Raw genomic sequence first — 14,845 nt, 5'->3', positions numbered from 1 at the left:
CTGGAAAATCCGCTAAAGTCCCTGGGGTTGGCCACAAGCCAGCTCCAAGGAAACCGGAGATTCCATGAAAAAGCTCTTTATGCTGTGTTGCGCATCCCTGCTCGCAGCCTGTTCCAGCCAAACCCCGTCCACCCAGGCCAGCCTGGATGGCGAAGTCTTCTACCTGCAGCGCATCGCCCTGCCACCTGCCGCCACCTTGAGCGTCGAGTTGCAGGACGTTTCGCTGATGGACGCTCCCGCCGTGACCCTGGCGCGCCAGGCCGGCCCGGTCAAAGGCAACGTGCCGCTGCCGTTCCACCTCACCTACGACCCGGCCCAGGTCAAGCCCGGCCACCGCTACGCAGTCAGCGCGCGGATCGAGCTGGATGGCAAGCTGCTGTTCATCAACACTGAACACCACGGCGTTACCCTCGACGGCAGCGACCAGCAGCCGGTACGGGTGAAAGTCGACCCGGTGCGCTGAGCCCGCCCCACTTCATCGATAAGGAAATACCCATGATTCGCGCCTCCCTGCGCTTCTCTACCCTGTGCGCCGGCCTGCTGCTGTCGGCCAGCGCCCTGGCCCTGTCGCTTGGCGACCTGAGCCAGTCCGACGCCACCGGTGGCCTGAAGGACGCCCTCACCCAGGGTGCGCAGATTGCCGTCAAGCAGTTAAGCACCCCAGGCGGCTTCAGCAACAACCCCGATGTGCGTATCGAGCTGCCGGGCAACCTCGGCAAGGCTGCCAAGGCCATGAAGATGTTCGGCAAGGGCGACCAGGTCGAAACCCTGGAAACCAGCATGAACAAGGCCGCCGAAGCTGCCGTGCCGCAGGCCCAGACGATTCTGGTGGAGGCCGTGAAGAAGATGACCGTGACCGATGCCAAGGGCATCCTCAGCGGCGGTGACGATTCGGCCACCCAGTACCTGAACAAGAGCAGCCGCGAGCAGATCCGCGCCAAGTTCCTGCCGATCGTCAAGCAGGCCACCGACAAGGTCGGCTTGGCCCAGCAGTACAATGCCTTTGCCGGTCAGGCCAAGGGCCTGGGGCTGATCAAGGATGACGCCAACATCGAGAACTATGTGACCGAGAAGGCGATGGACGGCCTGTTCGAGATGATTGCCAAGCAGGAGCAGAGCATTCGCCAGAACCCGGCGCAGGCGGCTACCAGCCTGGCCAAGAAAGTCTTCGGCGCCCTCTGATCTCACCTGCGCTATCGCGAGCGGCCAGCGCCAGGGATTGCTGCCGCTCCTTCGATGCCTGCTAGCAGGTTCCTGTTTCCCAGCTCCTTTTAAGTTTGTCCGGCTGCATGGTAGTGGCTCTTATCAATGAGGAGCTTCCAACAATGTCTTCTACTCAATACTTCCAGATCTTCTTCGACTGCCCGGATAAACACCAGGTATTACCTGATGCATCGGCGGGTTACGAATTGGTCTTGAGTGAAAATCTGGAGGGCTGGGGAGCAGCCCAAGGCGTGATGCATCCAATCATCACGATCAAGCAGGACGCAGAGCTTTGCCTGCCGCAGACCTTCAGCTTCATGATTGACGGAAAAGAACTCAAGGCAGGCAATCGTTACCATGTGAGCCTGCGTTACAAGGTCACAACCGACTCTAACAAGGGCGAGCGAGTGGTATGGAATGAAACGTTCGTTGCTCAGGACAGCGCCCGAATAGTGCCAAAAGCTTTCAGGGGACATGGCCCTTGCCTGGGACGTACAGGCGCCTGTATTAACTGGTAATCATCGGCACCGTTCCATACGCAGACATGGCGCCAGCTCCCGTTGCTGGCGCCTTGCTCTCTTATTGCTGTTTCACTCTGAACCAAGCCGCATAGAGTGCTGGCAAGAACAACAAGGTCAACGCCGTGGCCACGATCAACCCGCCCATGATCGCCACCGCCATCGGCCCGTAGAACACACTCCGCGACAACGGAATCATCGCCAATACCGCCGCCAGCGCGGTCAGCACGATCGGCCGGAAGCGCCGTACCGTGGCCTCGATGATCGCCTGCCAGCGGTCCAGCCCCGATGCGATATCCTGCTCGATCTGGTCCACCAGGATCACCGAGTTGCGCATGATCATCCCCGCCAGGGCGATGGTGCCGAGCATGGCGACGAAGCCGAACGGCTGGCGGAACACCAGCAGGAACAAGGTCACGCCAATCAGCCCCAACGGCGCGGTGAGGAACACCATCACCGTGCGCGAGAAGCTGCGCAACTGGATCATCAGCAGGCTCAGCACCACCACGATGAACAGCGGCATGCCGGCGTTCACCGATTTCTGCCCGCGCTCGGAGTCTTCCACCGTGCCGCCCACTTCCAGCAGGTAGCCATCCGGCAGCTTGGCCTTGATTTCCTGCAAGGTCGGCAGGATCTGCTTCACCAGCGTTGCCGGCTGCTCCTTGTCATAGATGTCGGCACGCACGGTCACCGTCGGCAGGCGGTTGCGGTGCCAGATGATGCCTTCCTCGAAGCCGTATTCCAGCGTGGCCACCTGCGACAACGCCACACTCTGGCCGTTGCTGGTGGGCAGCGCCAGGCTGCCGAGGTTGCCCAGTTCGCCACGCTCCTGCTGGGTGCCGCGCAAGAGGATCTCGATCAATTCGTTGTCCTCGCGGTACTGGCTGACCGTGGTGCCGGTCAGCGAACTCTGCAGGAAGCTCGACAGTTGCGCGGTGCTGACGCCCAGGGCACGTGCGCGGTCCTGATCGATCTCCAGGAAGACCGCCTTGCTCGGCTCTTCCCAGTCCAGGTGCACATTGACCACATGCGGGTTCTCGCGCACCTTATCCGCCACTTCGCGGGCCAGGGCACGGGCCTTTTCGATATGCTCGCCGGTAACCCGGAACTGCACCGGGTAGCCCACGGGCGGGCCGTTCTCCAGGCGCGTGACGCGGGCACGCAGGTCGGGGAACTGCTGATCGACCGTGCTGATCAGCCAGCTGCGCAGGCGCTCGCGGTCTTCCATCGACTTGGCCAGCACCACGAACTGGGCAAAGCTGGCGGCTGGCAACTGCTGGTCCAGCGGCAGGTAGAAGCGCGGTGAGCCGGTACCGACGTAGGCTACGTAGTTGTCGATGCCGTCCTGCTGCTTGAGCAGTGCTTCCAGTTGCTTGACCCGCTCGGCGGTATTGGCCAACGAGGCGCCTTCGGCGAGCTTCAGGTCGACCATCAGCTCCGGGCGCCCCGAGGCCGGGAAGAACTGCTGGGGCACGAAACGGAACAGCAGGATGCTGCCGACAAAGGCGGCAATGGTCAGCAGGATCACCGTCTTGCGCCGCCGCACGCACCACGCCACCACGCGCCGCACGCGCTGGTAGAACGGCGTGCCATAAGGGTCCGGCGCATGTCCGTCCTTGCCATGGCGGGCGGCATGCAGCCTGGCCAGGTCCGGCAGCAGCCGTTCGCCCAGGTAAGGCACGAAGAGCACCGCCGCGACCCACGAGGTCAGCAGCGCGATGGTTACCACCTGGAAGATCGAGCGGGTGTATTCGCCGGTGCTCGAGGCTGCCGTGGCAATCGGCAGGAAGCCCGCCGCCGTGATGAGCGTACCGGTGAGCATCGGGAACGCCGTGCTGGTCCAGGCGTAGCTGGCCGCCTTGAGGCGGTCGAAGCCCTGCTCCATCTTGATCGCCATCATCTCCACGGCAATGATCGCGTCGTCCACCAGCAGGCCCAGCGCCAGTACCAGCGCACCCAGGGAGATCTTGTGCAGGCCGATGCCGAAGTAGTGCATGGCGGCGAAGGTCATGGCCAGCACCAACGGGATGGCCAAGGCCACCACAAGGCCGGTGCGCAGGCCGAGGGAGAAGAAACTCACCAGCAGCACGATCACCAGCGCCTCGACCAGCACCTGGACGAACTCACCGACTCCGGCCTTGACCGCCGCCGGCTGGTCGGAGACCTTGCGCAGTTCCATGCCCGCAGGCAGGTTGCGCGCCAGGCGCTCGAATTCGTCCTCCAGGGCTTTGCCAAGTACCAGGATGTCGCCGCCATTCTTCATCGACACGGCCAGGCCGATGGCGTCCTCGCCCATGAAACGCATGCGCGGAGCGGGCGGGTCGTTGAAGCCGCGGTGCACCTCGGCCACATCGCCGATGCGGAAAGTGCGGTCACCTACACGGATAGGGAACTGGCGGATCTCATCCACGCTGTCGAAGCGCCCGCTTACCCGCAGTTGCAGGCGCTCGCTGGGGGTTTCGAAGAAGCCGGCGGTGCTGACCGCGTTCTGCTCACGCAACGCCTGCTGCACCGCCTCCAGCGGCACGCCGAGGGTGGCCAGCTTGAGGTTGGACAGCTCGATCCAGATCTTCTCGTCCTGCAGGCCGATCAGCTCGACCTTGCCCACGTCCTTGACCCGCTGCAGCTGGATCTGGATGCGCTCGGCGTAGTCCTTGAGCACCGCATAATCGAAGCCGGCGCCGGTCAGCGCGTATATGTTGCCGAAAGTGGTACCGAATTCGTCGTTGAAGAACGGCCCCTGGATCTCCGGCGGCAAGGTATGGCGGATGTCCGCGACCTTCTTGCGGATCTGGTACCAGAGCTCGGGAATGTCCTTGGAATGCAGCGAGTCGCGGGCCATGAAAGTCACCTGCGATTCGCCCGGGCGCGAGAACGAGACGATCCGCTCGTACTCACCGGTCTCCATCAGCTTCTTCTCAATGCGTTCGGTCACCTGGCGCGACACTTCCTCGGCCGTGGCCCCCGGCCACAGGGTACGAATGACCATGGCTTTGAAAGTGAACGGTGGGTCTTCACTCTGCCCCAACTTGGTGTAGGACACGGCGCCGATGGCAGCCAGCAGAATCATCAGGAACAGCACGATCTGGCGGTTACGCAGCGCCCATGCGGAAAGGTTGAAACCCATCGGGACTTACTCCTTGGCCGTCAGGTTCACCACACGGTTGGTGCGGTCCACCGGCCGCACCTCCTGCCCCTCGCGCAGCACATGGCCGCCGGCAGCGACTACCCAATCGCCCGGTGCCAGGCCTTCGAGCACCGGCACGGTGTCGCTGCCATAGGGCCCCAGGCGCACCACGGCGCGCTCCAGGCGGCTGTCCTTGTTGACCCGCCAGACATAGGCCTGGCCGTTTTCCGCAGTCACTGCCGACAACGGCACCGCCAGCGGAATCACCCCGTCATGGGCAATGAACACCCGCGCGCTCTGCCCCAGCTCGGCAGGCACCTTGGCCGAGGTGAAGGCAATGCGTGCGGCGAAGGTGCGTGACCGCGGGTCGGCCGCTGGGGACAACTCGCGAATGCGCCCCTGGAAGCGCTCGTTGGGGTACGACCACAATTCGATGCTGACAGCCTGGCCCACGGCAAAACGGGCGAACTGCTGTTCCGGCAGGCCGATGGCCACTTCACGCTCACCGTCGGCGGCGAGTGTGAACACGGTTTGCCCGGCCGCGACCACCTGGCCGACTTCAACCTGACGCTTGGCGATGACGCCTGCCTGAGGCGCACGCAACACGGCGTATTCGGCCTGGTTGCCGGCCACGTCGAATTCGGCCTTGGCCTGCTTCAGGCGGGCGAGGCCTGCGCGGTAGAGGTTTTCCGCGTTGTCGTACTGGGAGTGGCTGACCATCTGCCGATCCAGCAGCTTCTGGTAGCGGTCGCGCTCGGTGCGCACCAGCGACAGGTTGGCCTCGGCCGCCGCCAGCTGTGCGCGGTTGGCCTCCAGCTGCAGGCGCACGTCCTGCGGGTCAAGCTCGGCCAGCGGCTGTTCGGCCTTGACCCGCTGCCCTTCCTCCACCAGGCGCTTGCTGACCTTGCCGCCAATGCGGAAGGCCAGCTCGGGCTCGAAGCGCGCGCGCACTTCACCAGGGTAACTGTCGGCAGCGGCTTCTGCCGGCTGCGGCTGCACCACCAGGGCCGGGCGCGGCGCGGCAGGCGGGGCGGCTTCCTGGCCGCAGGCAACCAGCAGCAGTGCGGCGGCAACGGGCAGAGCGAGGGACAAGGCATGGCGCAACATGATGAATCCTTTCGCGAAGAGCACATCGAATATTTATACTGACGAGTATATTAAGTCAGGGAACCGAGGCCGGGAAGCCAGCGTCGGAAAGAAAATCAACATTAACGATGGTCGCGACCTGCAGCCGGAAGCGGTTCGAGCCGGTAAGATGGGCGCCCCTTCAACCAGATGCGGATTCCAATGTCCAACGACGCACCCATCGGCCCGGGCCGGCCCAAGGACCTGGCCAAGCGCGAGGCCATCCTCGAAGCCGCCAAGGCCCTGTTCCTCAGCCTTGGCTACGCCAACACCAGCATGGATGCGGTCGCTGCGGCGGCAGGTGTTTCAAAGCTCACGGTCTACAGCCACTTCACCGACAAGCAGACGCTGTTCGGCTCGGCGGTGATGGCGACCTGCCAGAACCAGTTGCCCGACCTGATATTCGAGTACCCCGAAGGGGCTGCGGTGGAGGAGGTGCTGCTGAATATCGGCCGCAGCTTCCAGGCGCTGATCAGCAGCGACGAGGCGGTCAAACTCAGCCGCCTGATCATGGCGCTGGGCAGCCAGGACCCAGGGTTTGGCGAGTACTTCTATGAAGCCGGGCCCAAGCGGGTGCTGATGGGCATGGAGGCGCTGCTGCGCGGGATCGACGAGCGGGGAATGCTGCGGATTGCCAATCCGTTGCAGGCGGCGGAGCACTTCTTCTGCCTGGTCAAGGGTGCGCCGGATTACCGCTTGCTGCTGGGTTGTGCAGGGCCGCTGGAAGGGGAAGAGGCCGAGGCCCATGTGCGCGAGGTGGTTGGGGTGTTCATCCGCGCATACCAACGCTGAAGTTTGCGCGGCCTTTGTAGGAGCGGCCTTGTGTCGCGAAAGGGCCGCATAGCGGCCCCGGCCATCTGCGCTGCGAAGCTGAAAGTGTGGGGCCAGGTGATCAGGCCTTCAGGGCCCTTTTCGGGTAGATGTCATACCGGCTCGACTTGCCTTCCAGGCTATGGCTCGGCTTTGGCCCATCAATGATCGGCGCCTTGCGCGGCCGCTTCACTACTACGCGGTGGCTGGCCAGGGCCAGGGCGGCTTCGAGCAACGCCGGAGCATCCAGGTCATCACCAACCAAGGGCCGGAACACGCGCATTTCCTTCTTCACCAAGGCGCTCTTGTCACGGTGCGGGAACATCGGGTCGAGGTAGATCACCTGCGGCGGCTCGCCTTCCCAACTGCGCATACGTTCGATGGCGTTACCCGTCAGCAGGCGCATGCGCCCGACAATCGGCCCCACCTCATCATCCGCGCGAGCCCGTGACAGGCCATCCTCCAGCAGCGCAGCAATCAGCGGCTGGCGCTCGATCAAGGTCATCTGGCAACCCAGGCTGGCCAGCACGAACGCATCCTTGCCCAGGCCCGCTGTGGCGTCCAGCACCTGCGGCCGCACACCCTGGGCGATACCGACGGCCTTGGCAATCATCTGGCCGTTACCTCCGCCAAACTGGCGACGGTGCGCAGCCTGGCCCTCGACGAAGTCCACCCGTACCGGCCCCGGCGCCTGCGGCCCCAGCTGCTGGATCTGCAAGCCATCGACGCCCACCTGCACGGCAAACCCGGCAGCGTCGTCCTGCAGCGGCAGCGCCAGGCGCTCGGCCCATGCGGCAGCTTGCGCCTCGAACTCAGCCGACAGCGCCTCGACCCGGATACCTGTGCCCTGCTCTTCCATCTTTCACACCTAGAAATTGAACCCAGCCATTAATGTATCGGCCGCCACGGCCGATACAGGCAATATCCCGCTATTCTGCCAGAGCACAGCGCGCACGACTGCCATGACAGATACTCTTCCCATCGGTTTGACCTACTTGTCGCCTGTCGGCAACTACGGTCGGCAGAATACCCAGGCACTCGGGGGCGTCAGCCACCTGTGGCAGGATTTCTTTGCCCGCGCGATGGCCGAACAGCAGGCAGAAGCGCCGGACAGCGTCAGCCAGGCGATGGTGCAGTACGATCAGGACAGCGGCGAGCCGATCGGCGGGGCCAAGGCCCTGGCCATGATCGAAACCCAGCGTGCCTGCCCGGTGCAGGACACCATCGTCGCACCGCCCGAGCCCCTGTTCCTGCCCAAGGCGGAACTCGAGGCCAACCTGCTGGAACCGGCGTCAGAGCCGTTCAGCGTCGCCGAGATGATCCAGCAGCAGCGCCAGCTCGACATCAGCAACAACTGGCTGCGACCGATTGTGATGAGCCAGGGCCACCCGCTCGCCGAGCCAGGCCCGGCCCCCTCCCCGCGCCCGCTGCACCTGCCGATCGCCGAATTCGAAATGGACCTGCTCGACCCTGCGCCAGAGCCGTACGACGAGGCGACCATGGCCAAGCAGCAGAACGACCTTGAATTCGACATGCACTGGGCGCGCCCGGTGGTGCTGAACAACGTTCGCACCCACGCCTGAGATCAGCGGCGGAACAAGTCGTTGAGCTGGGCGAACGGCAAGGCCTGCTCGCCGTAGCTGAAGGTGCCCTGATCACGAATCTCCAGGGCCGCACGCTGGAACGCACCCAGCGCTGCCCGGGCCAACGACGAACCGACACTGATACGACGCACACCCAGGTCCTGCAACTGGTTGACGCTCAACGGTACACCCGCCAGCCCCATCAGCACGTTGACCGGTTTCGGCGCCACCGCCTGCACCACCGCACGCACCTCATCAACACTGCGCAGCCCCGGCGCATAGAGCACGTCAGCGCCCGCCTCGGCGAAGGCCTGCAGGCGCAGGATGGTGTCATCCAGGTCCATGCGCCCATGCAGCAGGTTTTCCGCTCGGGCACACAGGGTGAACGGGAATGGCAGGCTGCGGGCGGCCTGCACCGCAGCCCGCACTCGCGCCACGGCCAGTTCGAAGTCATAGATCGGCGCGTCGGCACGGCCACTGGCATCTTCGATCGAGCCGCCAACCAGCCCCATTTCGGCGGCACGCAAGATGGTCTGCGCACAGTCTTCGGGCAGGTCGCCGAAGCCATTTTCCAGGTCGGCGGCTACCGGCAGTGCCGTGGCATCGACGATCACCCCGGCATTGTCCAGGGTCTCGTCCAGGCTCAAGGCACCTTCGGCATCCGGCCGCCCGAGGCTGAACGCCAGGCCTGCGCTGGTGGTGGCCAATGCCTCGAAGCCAAGGCTGGCCAGCAGCTTGGCGGAGCCGGCATCCCAGGGGTTGGGAATGACGAAGGCGCCATCACGCTCATGCAGCGCCTTGAAGGCTTCGGCTCGCAGGGTCTGTACATCCATGGTCACAACCTCCGGGGTCTGGGAATGGTCAGAGGAGCCCCAGTTGTTCGACCTCGGGGGCGCGCGGCAATTCCGGTAATGCTGCCAGGCCAGGCAGACGCGCCATCAGCCGTTGGTGGAAACGCTGGGCCAAGGCGGCTGCCAGGCGGTTGTCGGACGTGTGCAGGAACACATAGGGGCTGCGCCCCTCCTCGATCCAGGCGGCGACCTTGTCCACCCACGGTGTAAGGAAGGTCTCGTTGGCCTCAAGCTGCGGATGGCCGATGAAGCGCACCTGCGGGTGCTGGCTGAAAGCGGCGGGGCGCGGTGGCACCTTGGGCTTTTTCGACTGCGCATGCAGCACGGCGGGGTCGCGTGAGGTGCAACTGAACAGGGCACGGGGGTCGAGGCAGATGCGCTCCACGCCGCGCTCGTGCAGCAGGCGGTTGAGCAGCCGTTCTTCCTCGCCCTTGGCGAAGAACGCCTGGTTGCGCACCTCCACGGCAACAGGCACGTCGATTTCGTCGAGGAAATGGCACAGCTCGCCCAGCCGTGCGGGGCTGAACTGGGCCGGCAACTGCAGCCAGTACGGCGATACGCGCTGGCCCAGCGGGGCCATCAGGCGGGTGAAGTCGCAGGCCGCCTCAAGCTGATCACGCAGGTCGCCTTCGTGGCTGATATCCCTGGGAAATTTGGCAGTGAAGCGGAAGTGCTCAGGCATCGCCTGCGCCCAGCGGGCGATGGTGCTGGGCGCGGGGCGCGCATAGAACGTGGTGTTGCCCTCTACGGCGTTGAATACCTGGCTGTAGTAGCCAAGCATTTCGTTAGTGCTGGCGTCGGCGGGATACAGGTAGTCGCGCCAGGCGTTCTCGCTCCAGGACGGGCAACCTACAAAATATGGGAGGGGTAATGGATCCATCCATCAAATGTACAGGTCAAGCCCCAGTACTTCCATGTCCCAGTCGGTAAAACCGGCCGTGCTGAGGTAGCTGGCCAGCGCAGTGGCAGTGCGCCGGTCACGGGCGCGGGGAAACACCATGTCCTGCTGGCGAGCCGGCAGGCCCGACGGGCGACGACGTACTGCGGCCTCCTGGGTGACTTCGCTTTCCTCGATCAGCTCGGCATCATCGACGCTTTCGTCGCGCACCGCTGCCTTGCGCGGTGTGCGCTTGATCGGGTAGGACTGCGATGAGAAACCGTCGATACGCATGGCGTGAGCACTCAGGACCAATGATGGCAATTTAGCAGCATCAGAGTTCCGTCGCTAATGCTCGAGTGATAACTGGACCACAGTTTGCGCCGAAGGTTTTATCGTCAACCGCGATAACCGACGAACAGCACTCAGCGCGCCTTGGGTGTGGCTACATTATCGCGCAAGTAAACCGGTTGCGCCTGTTCGGCGACGATTGCCTCGCCACGGGCCCAGGCGAAATTGGCCAGGCTGAGGATGTCCAGTGCATTGGGCAGTGCCGCAGCGTTGCTGGCACTGGCCTGCACCGCCAGGCGCTCGGCATAGCCCCAGCCGGTACCGGCACCGAACCAGTCACCGCTGCTGCCTTCAGGCAGGGCTACGCGCTCAGGCGGCAGCACGGCCTCCTGCCCCTGCAGACGCATTTCACCGGCTTCGGCCTTGTAGCAACCCCAGTACACCTCATCCATGCGCGCATCGATGGCAGCGGCCACCTGCTGCACGCCGTGCTCGCGCAATGCGCCCTGGGCCAGCGCGGCCAGGTTGGACACCGGCAGTACCGGGCGCTCCAGCGCAAAAGCCAGGCCCTGCACCACACCGATGGCGATGCGCACCCCGGTGAACGCGCCCGGGCCACGGCCAAAGGCGATGGCATCCAGTGCATTCAGCGCCACGCCGGAGTCCGCCAGCAGTTGCTTGATCATCGGCAGCAGCTTCTGCGCATGCATGCGCGGGATCACCTCGTAATGGCTGGTTACCTTGCCGTCATGCAGCAACGCGACGGAACAGGCTTCGGTGGCGGTATCCAGGGCCAGCAGGGTGGTCATCGAACGGGTATCCAGGTGCTAGGAAAAAGAGCGGCAGTATAAACGACAACGGCCCGCAAGCGGGCCGTCGTGACGCATGGCGTTGGATCAGCTCAAGGCTGCCAGCACCTTGGCGGTGATCGACTCGACCGAGCCGACGCCTTCGATGTGGCTGTACTTCGGCTTGCCGGCGTTGGCGGCCGACAGCTTCTGGTAGAAGTCCACCAGTGGCTTGGTCTGGCTGTGGTAGACCGACAGGCGGTGACGCACGGTTTCTTCCTTGTCGTCGTCGCGCTGGATCAGGTCTTCGCCGGTGACGTCGTCCTTGCCTTCCACTTTCGGCGGGTTGTACTGAATGTGGTAGGTGCGGCCCGAGGCCAGGTGCACGCGGCGACCTGCCATGCGGCCGACGATTTCTTCGTCGTCGACGGCAATTTCGACCACGGCGTCGATGCCCACGCCGGCGGCAACCATGGCTTCAGCTTGCGGAATGGTGCGCGGGAAGCCGTCGAACAGGCAGCCATTGGCGCAATCCGGCTGGGCGATGCGCTCCTTGACCAGGCTGATGATCAGCTCGTCGGAAACCAGCTGGCCGGCATCCATGACTTTCTTCAGTTCCAGGCCCAGTGGGGTACCGGCCTTGACGGCGGCACGCAGCATGTCACCGGTAGAGATCTGTGGAATACCGAACTTCTCGGTGATGAACTTTGCCTGAGTACCTTTACCGGCCCCGGGAGCTCCCAGCAGAATTACGCGCATCTCGTGCTCCTCAAATTTTTTTATGAAATTCAATGGATTCGGCAATCGAGGCCAAGTCCGGAAAATCGGGTATGACCATTAAATCGGTCAGAAGGCTGCTCAAGATACACAGCGCCCGGCAGCCAGACAAGCGTCCCAAAGTTGCAGCATTGCGTCATTTGTCAGCAGAACTGCACCGGGTTGCGCCCGGCGCAACCACCCTCCTCGCCAGGTTCCGGCCCATGCCCTGCTGACGGGCAAGGGCCGCACCCGCAGGCTTCAGCCGGTGTTGCGCAGGCCTGCGGCAATTCCTGCCACGGTCACCAGCAAGGCCTGCTCCAACGGGCTGTCCAGAGCGGCTTCGCGGCTGCGCGAACGGGCCAGCAGCTCGGCCTGCAGGCGGTGCAGCGGGTCCAGATAGGTGTTGCGCAGGCTGATGAATTCCAGGGTCTCGGGGCTGTGCGCCAGTAGCACCGGCTGCCCGGTCAGGCCCAGGACCACCTGGCACGACTGCGACAATAGGTCGCGCAGCTGCACACCTAAAGGAAGCAAGCCCGGTTGCACTAGACGTTGGTCGTAGGCCTCGGCGATTTGCGCATCGGCCTTGGCCAGGACCATCTCCAGCATGTCGATGCGGGTGCGGAAGAACGGCCATTGCTCGCGCATCTGCCCCAGCAACTCGCCCTGGCCCCGCGCCAGGGCATTGCTCAGGGCCGTTTCCCAACCCAGCCAGGCCGGCAGCATCAGGCGTGTCTGGGTCCAGCCGAAGATCCACGGGATCGCTCGCAGGCTTTCGATGCCACCAGCCCGGCGCTTGGCCGGGCGGCTGCCCAGCGGCAGGCGGCCCAGTTCCTGCTCGGGAGTGGACTGGCGGAAGTACTCGACGAAGTCGGGGTTTTCCCGCACCACGCCGCGATAGGCCTTGAGGCCATCGGCCGCCAGCTGGTCCATCAGCACGCGCCAGGCGGGTTCTGGTGGTGGCGGCGGCAGCAAGGTGGCCTCGAGCACGGCGGCCAGGTAAAGGTTGAGGTTCTGCTCGGCGATGCCCGGAAGGCCGAACTTGAAGCGGATCATCTCGCCCTGTTCGGTGGTGCGGAACCGCCCTGCCACCGAGCCTGGTGGCTGCGACAGGATCGCCGCATGGGCCGGGCCGCCGCCACGGCCGACCGTCCCCCCACGGCCATGGAACAGCAACAGCTCGACCTGATGCTCGCGGCAGATGCGCACCAGGTTTTCCTGGGCGCGGTACTGGGCCCAGGCGGCCGCCGTGGTGCCCGCGTCCTTTGCCGAATCGGAATAGCCGATCATCACCTCCTGCGGCCCGCGCAGGCTGGTGCGGTAGCCCGGCAGGCCAAGCAGGCGCTCCATCACCGGCCCGGCGTTGTCCAGGTCGGCCAGGGTTTCGAACAGGGGCACCACGCGCATCGGCCGGGTCAGGCCGGCCTCCTTGAGCAGCAGTTGCACGGCCAGCACATCAGAGGCAGCACCCGCCATCGAGATCACGTAGGAGCCCAGCGATGCGCCCGGCGCCGCAGCGATCTCGCGGCAGGTGGCCAGCACTTCTGCGGTCTCTGCCTGGGGTTTGAAGTGCGCCGGCAGCAACGGCCGGCGGTTCTTCAGTTCGGCCTGGAGGAAGGCGATGCGCTGTTCCTCGTCCCAGTCGGCATAACTGCCCAGGCCCAGGTAATCGGTAATTTCCGCCAGTGCATCACGGTGCCGGGCGGCGTCCTGGCGCACATCCAGGCGGCCGAGGAACAAGCCGAAGGTGACCGCCCGGCGCAGGCTGTCGAGCAGCGGCCCATCGGCGATCACGCCCATGCCGCACTCATGCAGCGACTGATAGCACAGCTCCAGCGGGGCGATCAGGTCGCGGTTGTCCACCAGCACCTCGGCACTGGCCGGCTGGCTGCTGATCAATGCCACCTGGGCCCAGGCGCGGGTCGCCCGCAGGCGGTCGCGCAGCTGCTTGAGCAGCGCCCGGTAGGGCTCAGCACTGTCACCCACTCGCTCGCGCAAGGCACTGCTGGCCTGCTGCATGGACAATTCGGCCGCCAGCGCATCGACATCGCGCAGGAACAGGTCGGCGGCCATCCAGCGCGCCAGCAGCAGCACCTCTCGGGTCACGGCGGCGGTGACATTGGGGTTGCCATCGCGGTCACCGCCCATCCACGAGGCGAAGCGAATGGGTGCGGCTTCCAGCGGCAAGCGCAGCCCGGTGGCGTCGAACAACGCCTTGTCGACCTTGCGCAAGTGGTTGGGAATGGCATGCCACAGCGAATGCTCGATCACCGCGAAGCCCCATTTGGCCTCGTCCACCGGGGTTGGCCGGGTGCGGCGGATTTCTTCGGTGTGCCAGGCCTCGGCAATCAGCCGGCGCAGGCGCTCACGCACCTGTTCGCGCTCGGCGGGGGTCAGGTCGCGATGGTCCTGCACGGCCAGCTGACCGGCGATGGCATCGTATTTCTGGATCAACGTGCGCCGCGCCACTTCGGTCGGGTGCGCGGTCAGCACCAGCTGGATATCGAGCTTGGCCAGTTGCCGGGCCAGGGCGTCATCCTTGTGCCCGGCCTGCTTCAGGCGAGCGAGCAGTTCAGGCAAGACCCGCGCCTCGAAGGGCTCTGCCTGCCCAACATCGCGACGGCGGATCAACTGATACTGCTCGGCCATGTTGGCCAGGTTGAGGAACTGGTTGAAGGCTCGCGCCACCGGCAGCAGGTCTTCTTCGGCAAGGTCGGCCAGGGTCGAGCTCAATTGCTCGCCAGCACCACGGCGATCGGCCTTGGCGCTGTGGCGGATGTCCTCGATCTTCTGCAGGAACGCATCACCGTGCTGCTGGCGAATGGTCTCGCCGAGCAACTCCCCCAACACATGGACATCTTCACGCAGGCGCACATCGATATCAGTCATTGGCCCTCTCTTCGGCGCGGTTCGCCG

14 protein-coding genes are annotated in these 14,845 nt (G+C 64.7%); 5 read left to right on the top strand and 9 right to left on the bottom strand.

The window, feature by feature from the left end:
• The first annotated feature begins 64 nt into the window (after positions 1–64).
• The 3 genes from ACIPZ8_RS08510 to ACIPZ8_RS08500 all read left to right on the top strand — a co-directional run bounded on the left by ACIPZ8_RS08510 (position 65) and on the right by ACIPZ8_RS08500 (position 1,721).
• Positions 65–463 carry a YbaY family lipoprotein gene (locus ACIPZ8_RS08510; protein ID WP_103445415.1) on the top strand — a complete coding sequence of 133 codons (399 nt, stop codon included), beginning with the start codon at positions 65–67 and terminating at the stop codon, positions 461–463.
• 32 nt (positions 464–495) lie between these two features.
• Positions 496–1,182, top strand: coding sequence for a DUF4197 domain-containing protein (locus ACIPZ8_RS08505; protein ID WP_400721493.1), 687 nt, complete (start codon positions 496–498; stop codon positions 1,180–1,182).
• Between the two features lie 143 nt (positions 1,183–1,325).
• Positions 1,326–1,721, top strand: coding sequence for a hypothetical protein (locus ACIPZ8_RS08500; protein ID WP_400721490.1), 396 nt, complete (start codon positions 1,326–1,328; stop codon positions 1,719–1,721).
• Positions 1,722–1,782: 61 nt separating this feature from the next.
• Here ACIPZ8_RS08500 and ACIPZ8_RS08495 read toward each other — a convergent pair whose 3' ends face one another.
• Positions 1,783–4,848: an efflux RND transporter permease subunit gene (locus tag ACIPZ8_RS08495; RefSeq protein WP_400721487.1), complete on the bottom strand. Its 3,066-nt coding sequence runs from the start codon at positions 4,846–4,848 to the stop codon at positions 1,783–1,785.
• A 6-nt stretch (positions 4,849–4,854) separates the two neighbouring features.
• A complete protein-coding gene (locus tag ACIPZ8_RS08490; protein WP_400721484.1) occupies positions 4,855–5,955 on the bottom strand; it encodes an efflux RND transporter periplasmic adaptor subunit in 1,101 nt (366 codons plus the stop codon).
• A 168-nt stretch (positions 5,956–6,123) separates the two neighbouring features.
• Here ACIPZ8_RS08490 and ACIPZ8_RS08485 point away from each other — a divergent pair, with 168 nt between their 5' ends.
• Positions 6,124–6,765 (top strand): TetR/AcrR family transcriptional regulator, encoded by a 642-nt coding sequence (locus tag ACIPZ8_RS08485; RefSeq protein WP_400721481.1) that lies wholly within the window; start codon positions 6,124–6,126, stop codon positions 6,763–6,765.
• A 100-nt stretch (positions 6,766–6,865) separates the two neighbouring features.
• Here the strand turns inward: ACIPZ8_RS08485 and ACIPZ8_RS08480 are convergent, their stop codons facing one another.
• Positions 6,866–7,642, bottom strand: a complete 777-nt coding sequence (locus tag ACIPZ8_RS08480) for a class I SAM-dependent methyltransferase (protein WP_400721479.1) — start codon at positions 7,640–7,642, stop codon at positions 6,866–6,868.
• A 103-nt stretch (positions 7,643–7,745) separates the two neighbouring features.
• On the opposite strand from ACIPZ8_RS08480, the gene ACIPZ8_RS08475 reads away from it, so the two are divergent.
• Entirely contained in the window at positions 7,746–8,366 is a 621-nt protein-coding gene (locus tag ACIPZ8_RS08475; protein WP_400721476.1) for an energy transducer TonB, read from the top strand.
• A gap of 2 nt (positions 8,367–8,368) precedes the next feature.
• On the opposite strand, the gene ACIPZ8_RS08470 is transcribed toward ACIPZ8_RS08475, so the two are convergent.
• From ACIPZ8_RS08470 to ppc, 6 genes are all read right to left on the bottom strand, one after another.
• Entirely contained in the window at positions 8,369–9,199 is an 831-nt protein-coding gene (locus ACIPZ8_RS08470; RefSeq protein WP_400721473.1) for an oxaloacetate decarboxylase, read from the bottom strand.
• A 28-nt stretch (positions 9,200–9,227) separates the two neighbouring features.
• Positions 9,228–10,097: a DUF72 domain-containing protein gene (locus tag ACIPZ8_RS08465; protein ID WP_400721470.1), complete on the bottom strand. Its 870-nt coding sequence runs from the start codon at positions 10,095–10,097 to the stop codon at positions 9,228–9,230.
• 3 nt (positions 10,098–10,100) lie between these two features.
• Complete coding sequence (locus ACIPZ8_RS08460) at positions 10,101–10,388, bottom strand: hypothetical protein (RefSeq protein ID WP_400721468.1); 288 nt, start codon at positions 10,386–10,388, stop codon at positions 10,101–10,103.
• A 131-nt stretch (positions 10,389–10,519) separates the two neighbouring features.
• Positions 10,520–11,194 (bottom strand): tRNA (adenosine(37)-N6)-threonylcarbamoyltransferase complex dimerization subunit type 1 TsaB, encoded by a 675-nt coding sequence (gene tsaB, locus ACIPZ8_RS08455; protein ID WP_400721465.1) that lies wholly within the window; start codon positions 11,192–11,194, stop codon positions 10,520–10,522.
• Positions 11,195–11,281: 87 nt separating this feature from the next.
• Positions 11,282–11,932 (bottom strand): adenylate kinase, encoded by a 651-nt coding sequence (adk, locus tag ACIPZ8_RS08450; protein ID WP_400721462.1) that lies wholly within the window; start codon positions 11,930–11,932, stop codon positions 11,282–11,284.
• Positions 11,933–12,190: 258 nt separating this feature from the next.
• A complete protein-coding gene (gene ppc / locus ACIPZ8_RS08445) occupies positions 12,191–14,818 on the bottom strand; it encodes a phosphoenolpyruvate carboxylase (RefSeq protein WP_400721459.1) in 2,628 nt (875 codons plus the stop codon).
• Between the last annotated feature and the right edge of the window lie 27 nt (positions 14,819–14,845).

It is taken from the genome of Pseudomonas sp. NPDC089422 (assembly GCF_044749405.1).
Lineage (GTDB): Bacteria > Pseudomonadota > Gammaproteobacteria > Pseudomonadales > Pseudomonadaceae > Aquipseudomonas.
The sequence above is the reverse complement of the archived record's forward strand: the minus strand, read 5'-3'. Positions and strand labels throughout refer to the sequence as shown.